We start from the raw sequence: 20,181 nt of genomic DNA, 5'->3' as shown, positions 1-20,181 counted from the left end.
GAGCATACATACGATAACATTGACCTGTAGACCTTAATACCATGGACAAATTTGACGCTAATCGCCGCAAATTGCTGGCGCTTGGTGGTATTGCCCTCGGCGCTGCCATCCTGCCCACGCCTGCGTTTGCAACACTCTCCACCCCACGTCCGCGTATATTGACGTTGAATAACCTGCATACCGGTGAGTCAATTAAAGCAGAGTTTTTTGATGGCAGGGGCTATATTCAGGACGAATTAGCAAAACTTAATCACTTTTTCCGTGACTTTCGGGCGAATAAAGTGAAATCCATCGACCCGGGATTGTTTGATCAACTCTTCCGTCTGCAGGGACTGCTGGGTACGCGTAAACCCGTACAACTGATCTCCGGCTATCGCTCCATCGATACCAATAACGAACTCCGTGCACGTAGTCGTGGTGTGGCAAAGAAAAGCTACCACACGAAAGGACAGGCCATGGATTTCCATATTGAAGGCATCGCATTAAGTAATATTCGCAAAGCTGCGTTATCTATGCGCGCAGGTGGTGTAGGATACTACCCCAGCAGTAACTTTGTGCATATTGACACCGGGCCTGCACGGCACTGGTGATCCGTAAGCTTAATGAAACAGGAGCTGTATGAACTATCGTATTATTCCGGTCACTGCATTCGCCCAGAACTGCTCGCTAATCTGGTGTGAGCAGACGCGTCTGGCCGCACTGGTCGATCCCGGCGGTGATGCCGAGAAAATCAAACAGGAAGTCGATGCCAGCGGTCTGACGCTCATGCAGATCCTGCTTACCCACGGTCATCTCGATCATGTTGGGGCGGCGGCAGAACTGGCACAGCATTACGGTGTACCGGTTATTGGGCCGGAAAAAGAAGATGAGTTCTGGCTGCAGGGGCTGCCTGCGCAAAGCCGTATGTTTGGCCTGGGTGACTGTGAGCCGCTGACGCCAGATCGCTGGCTAAACGAAGGCGATCGGATTAGCGTCGGCAACGTAACCTTACAGGTGCTGCATTGCCCGGGTCACACGCCAGGGCATGTCGTCTTCTTTGATCAACAATCAAAATTACTGATCTCGGGTGACGTGATTTTCAAAGGCGGCGTAGGACGCAGTGATTTCCCTCGCGGAGATCACAACCAATTGATTGATTCGATTAAACGTAAACTCTTACCATTGGGTGATGACGTGACGTTTATTCCGGGTCACGGCCCGCTTTCTACACTGGGTAACGAACGGCTACATAATCCGTTCCTGCAGGATGAAATGCCTGTCTGGTAATAGCTTAGATAAGTAAAAGGGCTGCGACTGCGGTAATGCTGGTTAGTTAACGGACCGGAGGTAATGAATCTGTTGCCTCCTGCGTATTGCTACGTTCGCCTTAAAGCGCGCCCTGAGCCAGCATCCATGCTGGCTCTCCCTGCCTTACGGAAACACGTCGGCAATTTTCAGCCGGACCAGCCCACACCTGACCATCTGCATTTTTATTTGAACAGGTTTGAACAGCAAAACAGATTGAACTGGAAGTCAGAGCGTTGCAGCGATGACACTGGTCCGGCTGAAAATCGATGAGGCGTTGACGGCTGCCCGGGTCTGCCCGCAGGGATGCGGGCAGAGGGGACGGCCTGCATGGACGCAGGCTCGACCCCGACCCGACCGGCAGACGGCATAAGACGAATGAATCGCGTAGCGACGATTTTCCCGCCGGGAGCCTGGGATGTAAGGGAGGCGGCGGTGAGCCTCCCTTACACGTTCACGGGTTTCTGTGCCTCAGAGAAGTGACAAACATAGGGTGAACGGAACCCTGAGCCTGAATTACATATTCTCAATAATGCTTAACTGACAGGCATTACGGCTATTGAGGCCTTTTCTGTACGCGATAGATTACAGCACTGCGACAATCGCTTCGCATAACGGCGCCATGTTGTCTGGCGTCATTCCTGCGACGTTTACGCGTCCGGAAGCAACAGCATAAACACCAAACTCTTCACGCAGGCGCAGAACCTGTTCTTTCGTCAGTCCGCTGAATGAGAACATACCGTTCTGTTTGATGATAAAGCTGAAGTCGCGGTTCGCACCTTTCTCCTGCAGCGTATTGACGAACAGTAAACGCATGCGCTGAATGCGTTGGCGCATATCGGTCAGTTCCTGTTCCCAGATGGCACGCAGCGCGTCGTTGCTCAGAATCGTGGCGACTACAGATGCGCCGTGGGCTGGCGGGTTGGAATAGTTAGCGCGGATGGCGGATTTCATCTGACTAAACGCACGGTCGACGGTTTCAGCATCAGCTGCAACCAGCGTACAGGCACCTACGCGCTCATTGTACAGACCAAAGTTCTTGGAGTAGGAGCTGGCGACAATCAGCTCTTTATGCAGCGCGGCAAATGCACGCAGACCTTCTGCATCTTCTTCCAGACCGCGGGCAAAGCCCTGGTATGCGAAGTCAAACAGCGGCAACCATCCTTTTTCGACAGAAAGCTGAGCCAGCGTTTGCCACTGCTCAAGCGTCGGATCGATACCGGTTGGGTTATGGCAGCAGCCGTGGAACAGTACTACATCGCCAGCCTGCGCTTCGCTGAGGCTTGCCAGCAGCGCATCAAAGTCTAACGAGTGGTTCGCCGCATCGTAATAGTTATATTCACGCACTTCCAGACCAGCAGAATTAAATACGCTCTTATGGTTCGGCCAGCTTGGGTTGCTGACCCACACGCGTTTTGCACTGGTGTTTTTTGCCAGGAAATCAGCGGCCACACGCAGGGCTCCTGTACCACCAGGGGTCTGTGCTGTACGCGCGCGTTTTTCATTAATCAGTGCACTTTCTTTACCAAACAGTAATTCCTGAGTGCAGCGACCAAACTCTGGAATACCGTCAATGCCAAGATAGTTTTTGGTGGTTTCATTTTCCAGGATATATTGCTCGGCTTTTTTAACGCTGGTCAATACCGGCGTTTTGCCTGTCTCATCTTTATATACACCGATTCCGAGGTTTATTTTCCCCGGGCGATCATCGGCACGAAACAAATCAGCCAGGCCCAAAATGGGGTCGGCAGGAGCGGCGGTAATGTTCTCAAACATGACGAGGTTCCATTGTGGTTACAGAAGGGAAGTCCGCTATCAGGTTAACGGTAGATTTACAAAATGCCAACCGTTAGTGACGAAAAGCAGGGGGGTTTTTTGAAGACGCAAGAATCCGCTGGCGGATATAAAAAAACAGGACCGAAGTCCTGTTTTTTAGGCATTTAGCAAAGAGGTCTGCTATTAGAACTGGTAAACGATACCTACTGCAACGGTGTCGTCAGAGCCTACGCCCAGTTTGTTGTCAGAATCGATCTGGTTGATGATGTAATCAACATAGGTGGACATGTTTTTGTTGAAGTAGTAAGTCGCACCCACTTCAACGTAGTTCACCAGATCTACGTCACCGATACCTTCGATATCCTTACCTTTAGATTTGGTATAGGCGATGGACGGACGCAGACCGAAGTCGAACTGGTACTGAGCAACTAACAGTACGTCTTCAGTTTTGTTCGCATAACCGTTAGAAATGCGGGTTGCGTTGCGGGTTTCGCTGTAGTTCGCTGCCAGGTAGATGTTGTTAGCATCGTATTTCACGCCGGTAGCCCACTGCTCAGCTTTGTCGCCATGGCCACGCAGAAGCGGGTTTTGCTGAGCATCGGTACGGTCAGCCGCGCCGTATGCACCGACGATACCGAAGCCTTCGAATTCGTAGCTTACAGAACCGCCAACGCCGTCACCATTAGAGCGACGAACGTCATCACGCTCGTTTTTACCCAGGTACTGAACAGCGAAGTTCAGGCCTTCAACCAGACCGAAGAAGTTGGAGTTACGGTAGGTCGCGAGGCCACCGTTACGCTGAGAGAAGAACTGGTCGGAAGCCGCAGTATCGCCACCGAATTCTGGCAGCATATCGGTGTAACCCAGTGCATCGTATACGACGCCGTAGTTACGACCGTAATCGAAGGAGCCTGCGTCACCGAATTTCAGACCGGCAAACGCCAGACGGGTTTTGTTCCCATTCTGAGAGTCGTCACCGCCTTCGGAGTTATTGCCGCTGAACTGATATTCCCACTGGCCGTAACCGGTCAGTTGGTCGTTAATCTGAGTTTCCCCTTTGAAACCAAGACGGGCGTAAGTTTGATCGCCATTAGGTGCGTAGGCGTTGTCACCGTTGTGCTTGGAAAAATAGTGCAGACCTACAGCTTTACCGTAGATGTCTACTTTATTGCCATCTTTGTTATAAACTTCTGCAGCGTTAGCTGCCCCGGCTACCAGCAGAGCAGGGATAACCACTGCAAGAATATTGCGCTTCATCATTATTTATTACCCTCATCGGTTTTTATATGACACCTGCCACTGCCGCCAATAAATTCCGTCAATAAAAATTTACGGAACTATTGATGAGAGTTTGGTGTCTTTATGTGTCTGCAGGCATCTTTCCATTCAAACTACCGTTTCGCTACTCTCAAAGTGCTACAAATATAAAGATTTAGTTTCAAAAAGAAAAAATATGTAACAAAATGTTATTTTTATGCAACTTTGTGAACGACTTCAAATTTCAGCTGTCCCTGCGATTGAATTTTGCTCAGTTTTATCTATTTATATGATTTTCTTATACTTAATTTTGCTAACGACATTTTTATCTAACCCCGCAAAAAAGAGCCATTTTTACAAATGCCTATTTTAGCCGTCCAGAATGCCGTGCGAATGGGGGATAAATGCTCTATTTGATCATGAAATGCTAATCCACAATAAAAATAGTGATTATTTTTTGTTCTCAAATGTTGCAGTGAAACATTGCGTAACAGGAAGGGGGAATTTACGGGTTGAGTTTAGTGCGGGATGAGAATTCATCTAAGGCGACAAATGCAGCAATGCGCTGAACGAAAAAAGGCCAGCAGTGCTGGCCTTTAAGGTTAAAGCGACAACGTTAGAAGCTGGCGTTACGCGGTGTACGCGGGAACGGAATAACATCGCGGACGTTCTGTACGCCGGTGACGTAAGCAATCAGACGCTCAAAGCCCAAACCAAAACCGGAATGCGGAACGGTACCGTAGCGACGCAGATCGCGATACCACCAGTAATCTTCTTTGTTCAGACCCATCTCCAGCATACGGGCATCCAGCACGTCCAGACGCTCTTCACGCTGAGAACCACCGATGATTTCACCGATTCCCGGTGCCAGCACGTCCATTGCCGCAACGGTTTTACCGTCTTCGTTAAGGCGCATATAAAACGCCTTAATATCTTTCGGATAGTTTTTAACAACCACCGGCGCTTTAAAGTGTTCTTCGGCAAGATAGCGTTCGTGCTCAGAAGACAGATCGACACCCCAGTAAACCGGGTTTTCGAACTGTTTGCCGCATTTTTCCAGAATGCTTACCGCATCGGTGTAATCCACCTGCGCGAAGTCAGCATCAATAAAACGTTCCAGGCGTGATACCGCGTCTTTGTCGACACGTTCGGCGAAGAACTTCATATCATCCGCACGCTCTGCCAGTACGGCTTTGAACGCGTATTTCAGCATCGCTTCAGCCAGACCTGCAACATCGTTCAGATCGGCAAAAGCGACTTCCGGCTCAAGCATCCAAAACTCTGCGAGGTGACGGCTGGTGTTGGAGTTTTCCGCACGGAAAGTCGGTCCAAATGTATAAATTTTGGACAGTGCGCAGGCATAGGTTTCGCCGTTCAACTGACCGGAAACCGTCAGGAAGGCTTCTTTACCAAAGAAGTCTTTATCGAAATCGACTTTACCCTGATCGTTGCGTGGCAGGTTTTCCAGATCCAGCGTTGATACGCGGAACATTTCACCGGCACCTTCGGTATCGGAAGCGGTGATCAGTGGGGTAGAAACCCAAAAGAAACCCTGCTCGTGGAAGAAGCGATGCAGCGCTTGCGCCAGCGTATGACGTACGCGCGCTACCGCACCAATCATATTGGTGCGCGGACGCATGTGCGCCACTTCACGCAGGTACTCAATACTGTGACGCTTTGCTGCCATGGGATAGGTGTCAGGATCTTCAACCCAGCCCGCGACTTCAACTTCAGTGGCCTGAATTTCAAAGCTCTGTCCTTGTCCTGGTGACGCAACGACTTTACCCGTCACGATAACCGAACAACCCGTCGTCAGGCGCAGCACGTCCTGATTGTAATTGGGCAGAGAATTATTGATGACGGCCTGTACAGGATCAAAGCAGGAACCGTCATAAACGGCAAGGAAGGAGATGCCAGCTTTTGAATCTCGGCGGGTACGCACCCATCCGCGCACGGTGACTTCGCTGTCAACGGCTACGCGGCCCTGGAGTACGTCGGCTACAGGCACAACGCTCATAATATTCTCTCTGTTAATAGTCGGATATATAAACACATGTCCACCCGTAATGGGGGGATACCTATGTTACCTGGCATCTGCAATCAGACAAGCAGAATTCGTAGCTGGAGTGAAAGATTTCGGAAATAAACGTGAAAAGGGAACCAAAGTGGCTCCCTGAAAGGACTAGCTGGCTTTTTTAATATGCGGAAGATCGAAAGCTTTACGCAGCGCACGAACAAATGCTTTATCGTGGCAAATGGTTTTACCTGGACTATCTGACAACTTGGCTACCGGCTTACCGTTACATTCGACCAGCTTGATAACGATATTCAGCGGCTTAACCTGGGGGATATTACACGTCAGGCGTGTCCCGATACCAAAGCTCAGTTGCACGCGAGAAGAGAAGTGACGGTAGAGTTCAATCGCTTTATTCAGATCGAGGTTATCTGAAAACACCAGCGTTTTGCTTTGCGGGTCAATACCCAGTTTTTCATAATGGGCGATGGCTTTCTCACCCCATTCAACCGGATCGCCAGAGTCGTGGCGCAACCCCTGGTAGCGGGTTGCAAACTCAACGCCAAAGTCGCGCAAAAACGCGTCCATGGTGATGCAATCGGTCAGGGCGATGCCGAGCTGGTCGGGATATTCGTTCAGCCAGGCGGCCAGGGCAACGCGCTGGCTGGTAGCAAGCTCAGGGCTGATTTGCTGGTGTGCCTGGAACCATTCATGTGCCTGGGTTCCCATCGGCGTTAATGACAAACGACGGGCAAGATCGTAGTTGCTGGTGCCAACAAACCACGGTTCCTGCTGCAGACGCTGAACAATAGCTTGCTGCACTTCGCGTGAAAAACGACGACGCGTGCCGAAATCCATCAGATGGAAGCGGGACATATCGACATCTTTCGTTAATGTAGTGAATTCTGCTAATTTGTTTTCCAGCTCAGCCAGTGCCTGCGGCACGCCAGATTCTGGCGAACGGTAACGGTGCACCAGCTCACTAATTACCGCCAGCAGCGGAACTTCCCACATGATGACTTCACGCCATGGACCGGTTAAGCGGATGTTCAGCTTACCGTTATCATTGGTGACGCGAACCTGTTCCGGGTTGTAGCGGAAATCACGTAACCAGGTGAGGTAATCAGCTTTAAAGAAAGGCAGGCCGGAGAGCCACTGGTACTCGTCCTCCTGAAGTCGCAGGTACTGCATAGCGTTAACCTGCTCACGAATAGTGTCGGCGTAAATACCGAGCAGGTCATCGCCACGGCAACGAAATTCAGCCGCTACTTGTACATCATAGTAGTGGTGAAAAACGGCTTGCTGCATATGCAACTTATAAGCGTCTGTATCCAGCAGCGAGTGCAGAACAGGAGAAGCGAATTGTGTCATAGGTGCGCAGTAGCATCCTCTCGCGGGAGCGTTTAGTACAATAAACAACTAAGAAAACCGCTGGAGTATACCCTGTTTAGCGATTTATTGAACCCCGATCACACCATAAGCTGTCTTTCTGGTCGAGGGCATTTCGTGCCGCGTGTTATTAAAATGTAGCAAAAAGGGTGTTTGTGCCTGAAAAGATGAACATTCTGCGTAGCGCGATTTACGCAACAGGAATAGACTGAAGCCGAGACTCTACCAAAGATGCTAAAGGTTTTTTATGACACAACAGCCACAAGCCAAATACCGTCACGACTATCGTGCACCGGATTACCAGATTACTGATATTGACTTGACCTTTGACCTGGATGCTGAAAAAACCGTGGTCACCGCAGTGAGCCAGGCTGTCCGTCATGGTGCGTCTGATGCTCCCCTTCGCCTGAATGGTGAAGATCTGACCCTGGTGTCAATCCACGTGAACGATGACCCGTGGACAGAGTATAAAGAAGAAGAAGGTGCTCTGGTCATCAGCCAACTGCCGGAACGTTTTACGCTGCGTATCGTGAATGAAATCAGCCCAGCGGCGAATACCGCGCTGGAAGGGCTGTATCAGTCCGGCGATGCGCTGTGTACCCAGTGCGAAGCGGAAGGGTTTCGCCATATTACCTGGTATCTCGACAGGCCGGACGTGCTGGCGCGTTTTACGACCAAAATTATTGCCGATAAAACCAGATATCCATTCCTGCTTTCCAACGGCAACCGTGTCGCGCAGGGCGAACTGGAAAACGGTCGCCACTGGGTGCAGTGGCAGGATCCATTCCCGAAACCGTGCTATCTGTTTGCGCTGGTCGCCGGTGATTTCGATGTGCTGAGCGATACCTTTACGACCCGATCCGGGCGTGAAGTCGCGTTGGAGTTGTACGTTGATCGCGGCAACCTGGACCGTGCGCCGTGGGCGATGACGTCGCTGAAAAATTCCATGAAATGGGATGAAGAGCGTTTTGGTCTGGAGTATGACCTCGATATCTACATGATTGTCGCCGTGGACTTCTTTAATATGGGGGCGATGGAGAATAAAGGTCTGAACATCTTTAACTCCAAATACGTGCTGGCGCGTACCGATACAGCCACCGACAAAGACTATCTCGATATTGAGCGCGTTATCGGCCACGAATATTTCCATAACTGGACCGGTAACCGTGTCACCTGCCGTGACTGGTTCCAGTTAAGCCTGAAAGAAGGTCTAACCGTATTCCGTGATCAGGAATTTAGCTCCGATCTTGGTTCTCGCGCGGTAAACCGTATTAGCAACGTGCGTACCATGCGCGGCTTGCAGTTTGCCGAAGACGCCAGCCCGATGGCCCATCCAATTCGTCCGGATATGGTCATTGAGATGAACAACTTCTACACCCTGACCGTGTACGAAAAGGGCGCTGAAGTGATTCGTATGATCCACACCCTACTGGGTGAGGCGAATTTCCAGAAGGGAATGCAGCTTTACTTTGAACGTCACGATGGTAGCGCCGCGACCTGTGATGATTTCGTGCAGGCAATGGAAGATGCGTCGAACGTTGACCTTTCACATTTCCGCCGCTGGTACAGCCAGTCCGGTACGCCGATTTTGACCGTGCGAGATGACTACAATCCAGCGACGGAACAGTACATGCTGACTATCAGCCAGCGTACGCCAGCCACGCCGGATCAGGCTGAAAAACAACCGCTGCATATTCCTTTCGCCCTCGAGTTGTATGACAACGAAGGGAAAGTGATCCCGCTACAAAAAGGCGGTCACCCGGTGAATTCCGTACTCAACGTGACCCAGGCAGAGCAGACGTTTGTTTTCGATAACGTCTACTTCCAGCCGGTTCCGGCACTGCTGTGTGAGTTTTCAGCGCCGGTGAAACTGGAATATAAATGGAGCGACCAGCAACTGACCTTCCTGATGCGTCATGCTCGCAATGATTTCTCCCGTTGGGATGCGGCTCAGAGCCTGTTGGCGACCTATATTAAACTGAATGTTGCCCGACATCAGCAGGGACTGCCGCTGTCACTGCCGGTACACGTTGCTGACGCATTCCGGGCGATTCTGCTCGATGAGAAAATCGATCCGGCACTGGCGGCAGAGATCCTGACGCTGCCTTCCGTCAACGAGATTGCTGAGCTGTTTGAGATTATCGATCCAGTTGCGATCGCCGAGGTTCGTGAAGCGTTAACCCGCACGCTGGCTGCTGAACTGGCAGATGAATTCCTGGCGATTTATAACGCCAATCATCTCGATGAGTATCGCGTTGAGCATGCTGATATCGGCAAACGTACGCTGCGCAACGCCTGCCTGCGCTTCCTGGCATTTGGCGAAGCCCATCTGGCTGACACGCTGGTAAGCAGGCAGTACCGTGAAGCGAATAACATGACTGATGCGCTGGCAGCGCTGTCTGCGGCGGTCGCAGCACAGTTGCCGTGTCGTGACGCGCTGATGCAGGAATACGACGACAAATGGCATCACGACGGTCTGGTGATGGATAAATGGTTTATCCTGCAATCTACCAGCCCGGCAGATAACGTGTTGGAGACGGTACGCGGCCTGTTGAAGCATCGCTCCTTCAGTATGAGTAACCCGAACCGCATCCGTTCGCTGATCGGTGCCTTTGCGGGCAGCAACCCGGCGGCATTCCATGCGGAAGATGGTAGCGGCTATCAGTTCCTGGTCGACATGTTGACCGAACTGAACAGCCGAAATCCACAGGTGGCATCTCGTTTGATTGAGCCGCTGATTCGTCTAAAACGTTATGATGCCAAACGTCAGGCGAAGATGCGTGCGGCTCTGGAACAGTTGAAAGGTCTGGAGAATCTGTCAGGCGATCTGTTCGAGAAGATAACTAAAGCATTAGCCTGATAATGTCGCCGGATGGGTCCGGCCTACCATTCACGTGTAGGCCGGATAAGCGGTAGCGCCATCCGGCATTTTTAACCATGCCTTCGTAGCTGAACTTCATTTTCGCCGCGTTGCATCACCCGGTTCAACACCTCGGCTTCCAGTTCTGCCAGACGCACCGAACCAATCCGACGCGGTCGTGCAATATCCACCGTTAAATCCAGCCCGATTTTTCCATCCTCAATCAGCAAGACGCGATCGGCCATTGCCACCGCTTCGCTGACATCATGGGTGACCAGAAGTACGGTAAAGCCGTGCTCTTGCCATAAAGAGACGATCAGCTCCTGCATTTCAAGGCGGGTTAAGGCATCCAGTGCGCCGAGGGGTTCATCCAGCAGCAGCAGACCAGGGCGATGAATTAATGCCCGGGCAAGGGCCACGCGCTGTTTTTGTCCGCCGGAAAGCGCTGCGGGCCACTCCTGAGCTCGATTCTCCAGCCCAACTGCGGCCAGCGCATCTCGGGCCGCATTGCGCCAGTGACCTTTCAGACCCAGACCGACGTTATCGATAACCGTCTTCCAGGGCAGCAGACGCGCATCCTGAAACATCATACGCGTATCATCCTGAATTTCCGCCAGTGGGGTGGTTCCGGCAAGTAATGCGCCTGAGGTGGGCGACTCCAACCCTGCCAGCAGACGCAGCAACGTGCTTTTACCACCACCGCTGCGGCCAACCACGGCAACGAATTGCCCGGCCTGTATATGCAAATCTAACTGATTGAGCACCGTATTGGCGGCGTATTGTTTCGTCACTGCGCTCAGCACAAGCGGAGTGCCCTGGTTCAGGCGAGCGGTGTTCATACAGTAGCCTCCTTCACATGGTAAGCCGGGTTCCAGCGTAGCCAGATTCGCTCCAGCAGTTGGGCACTGACATCGGCAAGTTTACCCAGCAGGGCGTAGAGAATAATGGCCACCACGACCACATCGGTTTGTAGAAACTCGCGAGCGTTCATCGCCAGGTAGCCAATACCGGCATTGGCTGAAATGGTTTCCGCCACAATGAGCGTCAGCCACATCAGCCCGAGAGCAAAACGTACGCCGACCATAATCGAGGGCAGGGCACCGGGGAGGATCACATGAATAAACAGTGAAAAGCCTGACAATCCATAGCTGCGCGCCATCTCAACCAGCCCGCGGTCAATATTACGGATGCCATGCCAGGTGTTGATGTAAATCGGGAACAGCGTGCCCAGCGCGACGAGAAAGATCTTGGCGGACTCATCAATACCGAACCACAAAATGACCAGTGGGATCAGCGCCAGATGCGGGACGTTACGCAGCATCTGCACCGACGTATCCAGCAGGCGTTCTCCCCAACGCGAAAGGCCGCTTATCAGTCCCAACGTCAGGCCAATCGATCCGCCGATGGAGAATCCGATCAGCGCCCGCCAGGCGCTGATCGCCAGATGCTGCCAAAGTTCGCCGCTGGCGGAAAGCGTCCAGAAAGCTTCGACCACGCCTTCCGGAGAGGGCAGGATGCGGGTGGAGAGCCAGCCCACTGATGATGCGAGCTGCCAGAGCGCCACCAGACCTACCGGTAAAAACCAGGGTGCGAGGCGCAATAACCATCTGTTTTTCGGCGTTGCCATTAGCCGCTCCTTAGCTTTGAGCGACTTTGCGCGGGATGAATTCGTTCGCAACCGCTTCGCCTTGCTGTTGCAGGCGCTGTGGTTGCGGAATTTCGGGTATCGCGACATCCAGATGCGGGAACAGCAGTTCACCAACCTTGTACGCCTCTTCCAGATGCGGATACCCGGACAGCACAAAGCTGTCTATTCCCAGCGCGGCATACTCGTTAATACGCGCTGCGACCGTAGGACCATCTCCGACCAGTGCGGTCCCTGCGCCACCGCGCACCAATCCTACCCCTGCCCACAGGTTCGGGCTAATTTCCAGTTTGTCGCGTTTACCGTTGTGCAGTGCAGCCATTCGCTGCTGACCGACCGAATCCGTTTTTGAGAAGGCGGCCTGGGCTTTGGCGATGGTGTCGTCATCCAGATGGGCTATCAGACGATCTGCGGCCTGCCACGCCTCTTGCGTTGTCTCCCGTACGATCACATGCAGACGAATACCAAAGCGGATCTTGCGACCGAGCGCCGCCGCTTTGGCTCGTACTTGTTCAATCTTCTGCTTCACCTGTTCAGGCGGTTCACCCCAGGTCAGATAGAGATCAACCTGCCCGGCAGCCAGATCTTGTGCGACGTCAGACGAGCCGCCGAAATAGAGTGGAGGATGCGGCTGCTGGATCGGCGGGAAGAACAGTTTTGCCCCGCGAACATGAATATGTTTGCCGTTGAAATCCACGGTTTCACCTTGCAGTAAGCGTCGCCAGACCTGAGTAAATTCGCCAGAGGCTTCATAGCGCTCGGTGTGATCGAGGAACACGCCGTCACCAGCCAATTCCTGCGGATCGCTGCCGGTCACCAGGTTAAATAACGCCCGACCGTTAGAAAGTCTGTCGAGCGTTGCTGCCTGGCGCGCGGCAACCGTCGGCGAGGTTACACCTGGACGCAGCGCGACCAGAAATTTTAATCGCTGGGTGACCGGGATCATCGAGGCGGCGACCAGCCAGGCATCTTCGCAGGAGCGCCCGGTTGGGATCAACACACCGGTAAATCCCAGACGATCGGCCGTTTGCGCAATTTGTTGCAGATATCCGTGATCGACCGGGCGCGAACCTTCTTCCGTTCCAAGATAATGACCGTCACCGTGGGTGGGTAAAAACCAGAACATGTTCAGACTCATCATTTTTCTCCTGCCTGCTGAGTGGGTTGCCAGATACGCTGGCGAATATCGATTTTTTTCGGCACCAAACGGTTGTCATAAAACAGATCCGCGGTTTGTTGTTGCAGTGCGGCAACAGAGTCGCTGACGGGCGTAATGGTGGTTGGCGGGCGGTGATCCAGATAGGAGGCAATCACTGGCTCAGGCAGGCCCATGGTTTTAGCCAGCAGGGCAATGCTTTGCTGGCGCTGGCTGAGGGTTAACGCATCGGCCTGGCTAAAGGTATTCAGTACGCCAAGAACAAAAGCGCCATTTTTCTCGGCATAAGGACGTGCTGCGAGATAAAACGAACCGGTCTGCTTAAGGTCTGAGCCGTCTTTCAGCACGCGTACATCACCTTGCAATAACGCGGCGGAATAGTAGGGATCCCAGATAGCCCACGCATCAACGTTTCCTTGCTGGAAGGCCGCTCGCGCATCGGCTGGCGTCAGATAAGTCGGTTGAATATCGGTAAATTTCAGCCCGGCCTGTTGCAGTGCACGGAGCAGTAAATTGTGGGCGCTGGACCCTTTCTGGAAAGCGACTTTATGTCCTTTAAGCTGCGCGACGTTCTGGATCGGGCTATTTTTCGGCACCAGAATCACTTCGGCTTTCGGTTTGGGTGGCTCAACACCCACGTAAACCAGATCGGCTCCGGCAGCCTGGGCGAAAATTGGTGGAATGTCACCCGTACTGCCGAGATCGATACTGCCGATATTTAGCGCCTCCAGCATTTGCGGCCCGGCGGGAAACTCAATCCATGAGATTTTTGTCTGCGGGTAGCGTTTTTCCAGCAGTTGATGGCTTTTTGCCAGCACCATGCTGACGCTCCCTTTCTGATAGCCAATGCGCAGAGTGTCTGGCGCTGCATCTGCGGCGTGAACCAGCGTCGACAAAGAAAGCAGCCCGGTTAGTGCCAGCCACGACCTGTGGCGCTTGAGCAGATTAAGCATGGGCAGTACCCCGCAGGGTATTCAGTTGAGGGAGTTGGATATCGCGACGATGCAATGCCAGCCAGAAAGTCTCGAGCGCACTATCCAGGCGCTGCTGCAGGTTGGGCGTAAACTGCGGTTTATGCTGATAATCGATGACCTGCGAATCATCGGCAAATACGCCGTGCAGGATCTCCTGGGCTTTTAACGCACTCAGTACCGGTTTCAGCGCGTAATCGACGGCCAGTAAATGCGCCACGCTGCCGCCGGTCGCCAGCGGCAACACCACTTTTCCTTCCAGCGCTCGCTCGGGGAGCAGATCGAGCAGCGTTTTCAGTGCGCCAGAGTAAGCTGCCTTGTAGACCGGCGTGGCGACAATCAGCCCGTCAGCATCCTGTAATTGTTCAATAAATGTCTTCAGCGCCGGACTATCAAAACGGGCATAGATCAGGTCTTCTGGGGCAAAATTGTGCAAGTTCCAGTGAAAGACTTCGACATCCTGACCGTTGAGCTTTTCTCGGGCATATTCCAGTAACGCGCTGGAGCGAGAGGGAAAGCGTGGGCTTCCCGCCAGAGTGATGACGCGCATAATTTCAATCTCCGCTTATAACTAATTGTTTGCTTTTATTTAACATTAATAACAATTTATGCAGTCTGGCAGAGAGGCTCTGTTTATCGAAATAATTTATGCGGGATAGAAAAGTTGAAAATTGCATAAAACGAGGAGCCGAAAGAAAACGTTTGCTTTTTATTGCCGCAGGTCAATTCCCTTTTTGCTCCCGATCGCACATAATACGCCCCCGGTTTGCACACCGGGAATCCAGGAGAGTTCATGTACTACCCCTTCGTTCGTAAAGCCCTTTTTCAGCTCGATCCAGAGCGCGCTCATGAATTGACATTCCAGCAATTACGTCGCATTACCGGCACGCCGCTTGAAGCGCTTGTGCGCCAGAAGGTACCTGCAAAACCGGTTACCTGTATGGGGCTGACGTTTAAAAATCCGCTCGGGCTTGCTGCCGGACTGGATAAAGACGGGGAGTGTATTGATGCGCTCGGCGCGATGGGATTCGGTTCCATTGAGATTGGTACCGTAACGCCGCGTCCTCAACCGGGTAACGATAAACCGCGTCTGTTCCGTCTGGTTGATGCAGAAGGTTTGATCAACCGTATGGGGTTTAATAACCACGGGGTTGATAACCTGGTCGAGAACGTTAAAAAATCGCATTTTGACGGTATTCTGGGAATTAATATTGGCAAGAATAAAGATACCCCGGTAGAGAATGGCAAAGATGACTATCTGATTTGTATGGAAAAAGTCTATGCTTATGCCGGTTATATCGCGATTAATATCTCTTCACCGAATACGCCGGGATTACGTACGCTGCAATACGGCGAGGCGCTGGACGACCTCCTGGCTGCAATTAAAAATAAGCAAAACGATCTGCAAGCGATCCACCATAAATATGTGCCGGTGGCGGTAAAGATCGCGCCGGATCTTTCTGTGGAAGAACTGATCCAGGTTGCTGACAGTTTAGTTCGGCATAATATTGATGGCGTAATTGCGACTAACACCACGCTCGATCGTTCTCTCGTTCAGGGAATGAAAAATTGCGATCAAATGGGTGGTCTTAGCGGGCGACCATTGCAATTAAAAAGTACAGAAATTATTCGCCAGTTGTCTCAGGAATTAAAAGGTCAACTGCCGATTATCGGAGTTGGTGGTATCGACTCGGTGATTGCCGCGCGGGAAAAAATGGCGGCCGGCGCAACCCTCGTACAGATTTATTCGGGATTTATTTTTAAAGGTCCGCCGTTGATTAAAGAAATCGTCAGCAATATCTGATCTATGCCTTAATCCGACAACCAGGGCTTTATTTCTAGCCCTGGTTGTTTTATATTCCTTTACTGTTGCTTATTTAAACATTCTGAGCTTTTATTATTAGGGCAATAAACGAAGCGGCAAAAGGATACTGTCGTAATGGCGATGATTAAGGAAAGGAGAGAAACTGATGCGAATTAAACCCGACGATAACTGGCGCTGGTATTATGATGAAGAGCACGATCGAATGATGCTCGATTTAGCCAATGGCATGTTATTCCGCTCGCGTTTTGCGCGTAAAATGCTCACTCCTGATGCTTTTTCTCCGTCTGGTTTTTGTGTCGATGACGCTGCGCTTTATTTCTCCTTCGAAGAAAAATGCCGTTACCTGGATTTAGCTAAAGAACAAAAAGCGGAACTGGTGCTAAATGCGCTGGTGGCTATTCGGTATCTTAAACCGCAAATGCCAAAAAGCTGGCACTTTGTCGCGCACGGCGAGAACTGGTCGCCAGTGGTCGGCGACGCTGCCTGTGTTTATTTGAGCGATACTGAAGAACAGGTAAATCTGTTAGTGGTAGAGCCGGGTGAAAATGCCGCACTGTGTTTGCTTGCGCAGCCGGGAGTGGTCATTGCCGGTCGCACCATGCAACTTGGCGATGCGATTAAAATCATGAATGACAGACTGAAACCGCAGGCAATTGTCGACAGTTTCAGCCTTGAGCAGGCGGTCTAACTTTCCAGTCTGATTGCCGTTTTGGGTACACAACTGCAGCACAGAATCGTTCCGTCATCACCAATCGCTGATTTTTTCAGCGGGCTAACTTCGCCTTCTACCAGTCGAATTCGACAGCATCCGCAAATTCCTGCCCGGCATGAATAGGGAACCCGAATTCCCTGGTTTTCCAGCTGTTCAAGCAATACCTGCTGATTATTGCCACGAAAGGTCTGCCCCTGCCAGTCAATCAGTACCGTGGCATCGGGCTGCTTCTCGGCGACGGTATCATCAGATTCCGCTGCGCCGTATGCTCTGGCGGGGCCGGTTGCTAAAATTTCGACTTCATCGCCAACGCGAATCACGCCGCTGTTACGGGCGATGAGATTCTGGCCGAAATCAACATCGCCGTTATCCGCCGCCGTGCGGAAAGTTTGCAGCGTGGCGAGCGGCTCGCCAGACGGATGTTTCTGGCCTTTCTCTGGGCTGACGGTGGTGAATATGCAGCGGCTACAGGGTTTTGCCACATCAAAAATGACGTCGCCAATGCGAATCACTTTCCAGGTATCTTCTTCCCAGGCGCCAGCACCTGAAATCACCAGATTAGGGCGAAACTGTTCCATTTTGACGCTTGCCGGGCAGCGTTGCTGCAGATCGCGCAGCGACGCTTCGTTGGTCAGCAGGTAGGGATAACCGTCGGCGAAGGATAAAGGAACATCATCGTGGCGCTTCACCCGGCGCGTCAATTGTGGGCCAACCCAGCGCAACTGCACGTCACGGGAGAAAAAGCCGCTCAGCCATTGGTTGATAGCGGCTGGCGCGATACGCGCGGTAAAATGGTTTCCCCACACTTCTGTCGGCGCATCCTGGGTGGCGAAGTCGGCGAATCGCACCAGCGCGCTGCTACCGTCTGGCGCCGTAAGATGCAGTCCATCGTGAAAAGGGGAAGGGGTAAAGCGGACCATTTGCGGGAACTGTCGGGCGGTAATAAACGTTCCGTCAGGTTCGGTAATCATAAATATACGGTCAAAGGCGAGACCGCTGACGTCTGCCAGGGCGTGCGTGAGTCCAATTCCACGCATAGATTTAACCGGATGAATAAAAAGTCGGGTCAACGTTACCACTGTACAGCCCCTTGAACGAAAATAAGCCTTCAACTTTATGACATACAGCCCATATTAGCTATAATGCGCAGCAATTTTCTCGGAGTAAAAGTGACATTATGAATTCTCTGTTTGCCAGTACGGCCCGTGGGCTGGAAGAGCTGTTAAAAACTGAACTGGAAAACCTCGGCGCGCTGGAGTGCCAGGTCGTTCAGGGTGGGGTCCATTTTAAGGGCGACACGCGGCTTGTTTACCAGAGCCTGATGTGGAGCCGCCTGGCCTCGCGCATTATCCTGCCGATGGGAGAGTGCAAGGTCTACAGCGATCTTGATCTGTACCTCGGCGTTCAGGCAATCGACTGGACAGAGATATTTAATCCTGGTGCCACCTTTGCCGTGCATTTTAGCGGGCTGAACGAGACGATTCGTAATAGCCAGTATGGTGCACTGAAAGTAAAGGATGCGATTGTCGATGCCTTTACCCGTAAAAACCTGCCGCGTCCGAACGTAGATCGTGAATCACCCGATCTGCGCATTAACGTTTGGCTGAATAAAGATACCGCCAGTATTGCACTCGATCTTAGCGGTGACGGTTTGCATCAGCGTGGTTATCGCGATCGCGCTGGTCAGGCGCCGATCAAAGAGACGCTGGCTGCGGCTATCGTTATGCGTTCTGGCTGGCAGCCGGGTACGCCGCTGCTCGATCCGATGTGTGGTTCCGGTACGTTGCTGATTGAAGCAGCAATGTGGGCAACCGATCGCGCGCCGGGCCTGCACCGCGGGTACTGGGGCTTCAGTGGTTGGGCGCAGCACGATGAAGTCGTCTGGCAAGAAGTCAAAGCCGAAGCGCAGGTTCGTGCGCGTAAAGGGCTGGCTGATTACTCCTCGCATTTCTACGGCTCCGACAGCGATGCTCGGGTGATTGAAAAAGCGCGCAGTAACGCCCGCCGCGCCGGTATTGCCGATCTGATGACGTTTGAGGTTAAAGATGTCGCCAAACTGAGCAATCCGCTGCCGAAAGGACCGTATGGTACGGTTATCAGCAACCCGCCATACGGCGAACGTCTGGATAGCGAACCGGCGCTGATAGCCCTGCACAGCCTGCTGGGTCGGACGATGAAAAACCAGTTTGGCGGCTGGAATTTATCGCTGTTCAGCGCCTCGCCGGATCTGCTCAGCAGCCTGCAATTACGTGCCGACAAGCAGTTCAAAGCGAAAAACGGCCCGCTGGATTGCGTACAGAAGAACTATCACGTTGCAGAGACCACCGCAGACAGCAAACCTGCCACGGTGGCGGAAGATTATGCTAACCGCCTGCGCAAGAACATCAAGAAGCTGGAAAAATGGGCGCGGCAGGAAGGCATTGAATGCTATCGCCTGTATGACGCTGACCTGCCGGAATACAACGTTGCAGTGGACCGCTATGGTGAGTGGGTCGTGGTTCAGGAATATGCTCCGCCGAAGACGGTTGATGCGCAAAAAGCACGTCAACGCCTGTTCGACATTATCGCCGCAACGCTGTCGGTACTGGAAATTGCGCCAAATAAACTGGTGCTGAAAACCCGTGAACGGCAGAAAGGGAAAAATCAGTATCAGAAGATGAATGAGAAGGGTGAATTCATTGAGGTAAGCGAGTACAACGCGCGCCTGTGGGTCAACCTGACAGACTATCTTGATACCGGTTTGTTCCTCGATCACCGTATTGCGCGCCGCATGCTCGGTCAGATGAGCAAGGGTAAGGATTTCCTTAACCTGTTCTCCTACACCGGCAGCGCCAGCGTACATGCGGGATTGGGCGGTGCGCGTAGCACCACGACGGTTGATATGTCGCGTACCTACCTGGAATGGGCGGAACGTAACCTGCGTCTGAACGGCCTGAGCGGTCGCGCGCACCGTTTAATTCAGGCCGATTGCCTGGGCTGGCTGCGCGAAGCCAATGAACAGTTTGATCTGATTTTCATCGATCCGCCGACGTTCTCTAACTCAAAACGTATGGAAGACTCGTTTGACGTGCAGCGCGATCATCTGGCGCTGATGAAAGATCTGAAACGCCTGCTGCGTAAAGACGGTACGATCATGTTCTCCAACAACAAACGTGGATTCCGTATGGATCTCGACGGTCTGGCTGCACTGGGATTGAAAGCACAAGAAATCACCCAAAAAACGCTTTCCCAGGACTTTGCCCGTAACCGACAGATCCACAACTGCTGGCTGATTACCGCAGCCTGAAAGGAA

The 20,181-nt window shown here is 52.3% G+C and carries 16 protein-coding genes; 6 read left to right on the top strand and 10 right to left on the bottom strand.

The genetic code is table 11. The features are described 5' to 3' along the window. Positions 1–41: 41 nt before the first annotated feature. Both mepK and I6L54_RS17140 read left to right on the top strand, forming a co-directional pair. On the top strand, positions 42–590 hold the full coding sequence (gene mepK, locus I6L54_RS17145) for a peptidoglycan L,D-endopeptidase MepK (protein ID WP_003831948.1): 549 nt from the start codon (positions 42–44) through the stop codon (positions 588–590). A 28-nt stretch (positions 591–618) separates the two neighbouring features. Beyond that, positions 619–1,266 carry an MBL fold metallo-hydrolase gene (locus tag I6L54_RS17140; protein WP_005123543.1) on the top strand — a complete coding sequence of 216 codons (648 nt, stop codon included), beginning with the start codon at positions 619–621 and terminating at the stop codon, positions 1,264–1,266. 603 nt (positions 1,267–1,869) lie between these two features. On the opposite strand, the gene aspC is transcribed toward I6L54_RS17140, so the two are convergent. From aspC to pncB, 4 genes are all read right to left on the bottom strand, one after another. Then, positions 1,870–3,060, bottom strand: a complete 1,191-nt coding sequence (gene aspC / locus I6L54_RS17135; protein ID WP_005123542.1) for an aspartate transaminase — start codon at positions 3,058–3,060, stop codon at positions 1,870–1,872. A gap of 183 nt (positions 3,061–3,243) precedes the next feature. Continuing rightward, positions 3,244–4,320 (bottom strand): porin OmpF, encoded by a 1,077-nt coding sequence (gene ompF / locus I6L54_RS17130; RefSeq protein ID WP_040231815.1) that lies wholly within the window; start codon positions 4,318–4,320, stop codon positions 3,244–3,246. A 613-nt stretch (positions 4,321–4,933) separates the two neighbouring features. After that, positions 4,934–6,334 (bottom strand): asparagine--tRNA ligase, encoded by a 1,401-nt coding sequence (asnS, locus tag I6L54_RS17125; RefSeq protein WP_005123540.1) that lies wholly within the window; start codon positions 6,332–6,334, stop codon positions 4,934–4,936. 165 nt (positions 6,335–6,499) lie between these two features. After that, a complete protein-coding gene (gene pncB / locus I6L54_RS17120) occupies positions 6,500–7,702 on the bottom strand; it encodes a nicotinate phosphoribosyltransferase (protein ID WP_005123539.1) in 1,203 nt (400 codons plus the stop codon). A gap of 265 nt (positions 7,703–7,967) precedes the next feature. Here pncB and pepN point away from each other — a divergent pair, with 265 nt between their 5' ends. Continuing rightward, positions 7,968–10,580, top strand: coding sequence for an aminopeptidase N (gene pepN / locus I6L54_RS17115; protein ID WP_040231816.1), 2,613 nt, complete (start codon positions 7,968–7,970; stop codon positions 10,578–10,580). Between the two features lie 71 nt (positions 10,581–10,651). Here pepN and ssuB read toward each other — a convergent pair whose 3' ends face one another. The 5 genes from ssuB to ssuE are packed head-to-tail and all read right to left on the bottom strand — an operon-like array spanning position 10,652 to position 14,902. Then, positions 10,652–11,419: an aliphatic sulfonates ABC transporter ATP-binding protein gene (gene ssuB / locus I6L54_RS17110; RefSeq protein WP_040231817.1), complete on the bottom strand. Its 768-nt coding sequence runs from the start codon at positions 11,417–11,419 to the stop codon at positions 10,652–10,654. Further along, on the bottom strand, positions 11,416–12,207 hold the full coding sequence (ssuC, locus tag I6L54_RS17105; RefSeq protein WP_040231819.1) for an aliphatic sulfonate ABC transporter permease SsuC: 792 nt from the start codon (positions 12,205–12,207) through the stop codon (positions 11,416–11,418). The genes ssuB and ssuC overlap by 4 nt, the downstream gene beginning before the upstream one ends. Before the next feature lie 10 nt (positions 12,208–12,217). Next, on the bottom strand, positions 12,218–13,363 hold the full coding sequence (gene ssuD, locus I6L54_RS17100; protein WP_040231821.1) for an FMNH2-dependent alkanesulfonate monooxygenase: 1,146 nt from the start codon (positions 13,361–13,363) through the stop codon (positions 12,218–12,220). Beyond that, positions 13,363–14,334, bottom strand: coding sequence for a sulfonate ABC transporter substrate-binding protein (locus I6L54_RS17095; RefSeq protein WP_005123534.1), 972 nt, complete (start codon positions 14,332–14,334; stop codon positions 13,363–13,365). Before I6L54_RS17095 ends, ssuD begins: the two co-directional genes overlap by 1 nt. Then, a complete protein-coding gene (gene ssuE / locus I6L54_RS17090; protein WP_005123533.1) occupies positions 14,327–14,902 on the bottom strand; it encodes an NADPH-dependent FMN reductase in 576 nt (191 codons plus the stop codon). The genes I6L54_RS17095 and ssuE overlap by 8 nt, the downstream gene beginning before the upstream one ends. A gap of 243 nt (positions 14,903–15,145) precedes the next feature. Between ssuE and pyrD the strand changes: the two genes are divergently transcribed. Further along, positions 15,146–16,156, top strand: coding sequence for a quinone-dependent dihydroorotate dehydrogenase (gene pyrD / locus I6L54_RS17085; RefSeq protein ID WP_005123532.1), 1,011 nt, complete (start codon positions 15,146–15,148; stop codon positions 16,154–16,156). A 166-nt stretch (positions 16,157–16,322) separates the two neighbouring features. After that, entirely contained in the window at positions 16,323–16,865 is a 543-nt protein-coding gene (zapC, locus tag I6L54_RS17080) for a cell division protein ZapC (RefSeq protein WP_005123531.1), read from the top strand. On the opposite strand, the gene I6L54_RS17075 is transcribed toward zapC, so the two are convergent. Further along, entirely contained in the window at positions 16,862–17,968 is a 1,107-nt protein-coding gene (locus I6L54_RS17075) for a YcbX family protein (protein WP_040231823.1), read from the bottom strand. The genes zapC and I6L54_RS17075 overlap by 4 nt on opposite strands. A gap of 98 nt (positions 17,969–18,066) precedes the next feature. Between I6L54_RS17075 and rlmKL the strand changes: the two genes are divergently transcribed. After that, the gene (gene rlmKL / locus I6L54_RS17070) at positions 18,067–20,175 is read left to right on the top strand and encodes a bifunctional 23S rRNA (guanine(2069)-N(7))-methyltransferase RlmK/23S rRNA (guanine(2445)-N(2))-methyltransferase RlmL (protein ID WP_040231824.1); all 2,109 of its coding nucleotides are present in this window, start codon (positions 18,067–18,069) and stop codon (positions 20,173–20,175) included. Positions 20,176–20,181 lie beyond the last annotated feature (6 nt).

Source organism: Citrobacter pasteurii (genome assembly GCF_019047765.1).
Taxonomy (GTDB): domain Bacteria; phylum Pseudomonadota; class Gammaproteobacteria; order Enterobacterales; family Enterobacteriaceae; genus Citrobacter; species Citrobacter pasteurii.
This window is presented reverse-complemented; position numbering and strand designations above follow the sequence as displayed.

Excerpts from the sequence above, each read along its gene's own strand:
- ssuD (WP_040231821.1), bottom strand. The coding sequence starts at position 13,363 with ATGAGTCTGAACATGTTCTGGTTTTTACCCACCCACGGTGACGGTCAT.
- ssuB (WP_040231817.1), bottom strand. The coding sequence starts at position 11,419 with ATGAACACCGCTCGCCTGAACCAGGGCACTCCGCTTGTGCTGAGCGCA.
- mepK (WP_003831948.1), top strand. The coding sequence starts at position 42 with ATGGACAAATTTGACGCTAATCGCCGCAAATTGCTGGCGCTTGGTGGT.
- pyrD (WP_005123532.1), top strand. The coding sequence starts at position 15,146 with ATGTACTACCCCTTCGTTCGTAAAGCCCTTTTTCAGCTCGATCCAGAG.
- asnS (WP_005123540.1), bottom strand. The coding sequence starts at position 6,334 with ATGAGCGTTGTGCCTGTAGCCGACGTACTCCAGGGCCGCGTAGCCGTT.
- I6L54_RS17140 (WP_005123543.1), top strand. The coding sequence starts at position 619 with ATGAACTATCGTATTATTCCGGTCACTGCATTCGCCCAGAACTGCTCG.
- ssuE (WP_005123533.1), bottom strand. The coding sequence starts at position 14,902 with ATGCGCGTCATCACTCTGGCGGGAAGCCCACGCTTTCCCTCTCGCTCC.
- zapC (WP_005123531.1), top strand. The coding sequence starts at position 16,323 with ATGCGAATTAAACCCGACGATAACTGGCGCTGGTATTATGATGAAGAG.
- rlmKL (WP_040231824.1), top strand. The coding sequence starts at position 18,067 with ATGAATTCTCTGTTTGCCAGTACGGCCCGTGGGCTGGAAGAGCTGTTA.
- I6L54_RS17095 (WP_005123534.1), bottom strand. The coding sequence starts at position 14,334 with ATGCTTAATCTGCTCAAGCGCCACAGGTCGTGGCTGGCACTAACCGGG.
- ssuC (WP_040231819.1), bottom strand. The coding sequence starts at position 12,207 with ATGGCAACGCCGAAAAACAGATGGTTATTGCGCCTCGCACCCTGGTTT.
- ompF (WP_040231815.1), bottom strand. The coding sequence starts at position 4,320 with ATGATGAAGCGCAATATTCTTGCAGTGGTTATCCCTGCTCTGCTGGTA.
- pepN (WP_040231816.1), top strand. The coding sequence starts at position 7,968 with ATGACACAACAGCCACAAGCCAAATACCGTCACGACTATCGTGCACCG.
- pncB (WP_005123539.1), bottom strand. The coding sequence starts at position 7,702 with ATGACACAATTCGCTTCTCCTGTTCTGCACTCGCTGCTGGATACAGAC.
- aspC (WP_005123542.1), bottom strand. The coding sequence starts at position 3,060 with ATGTTTGAGAACATTACCGCCGCTCCTGCCGACCCCATTTTGGGCCTG.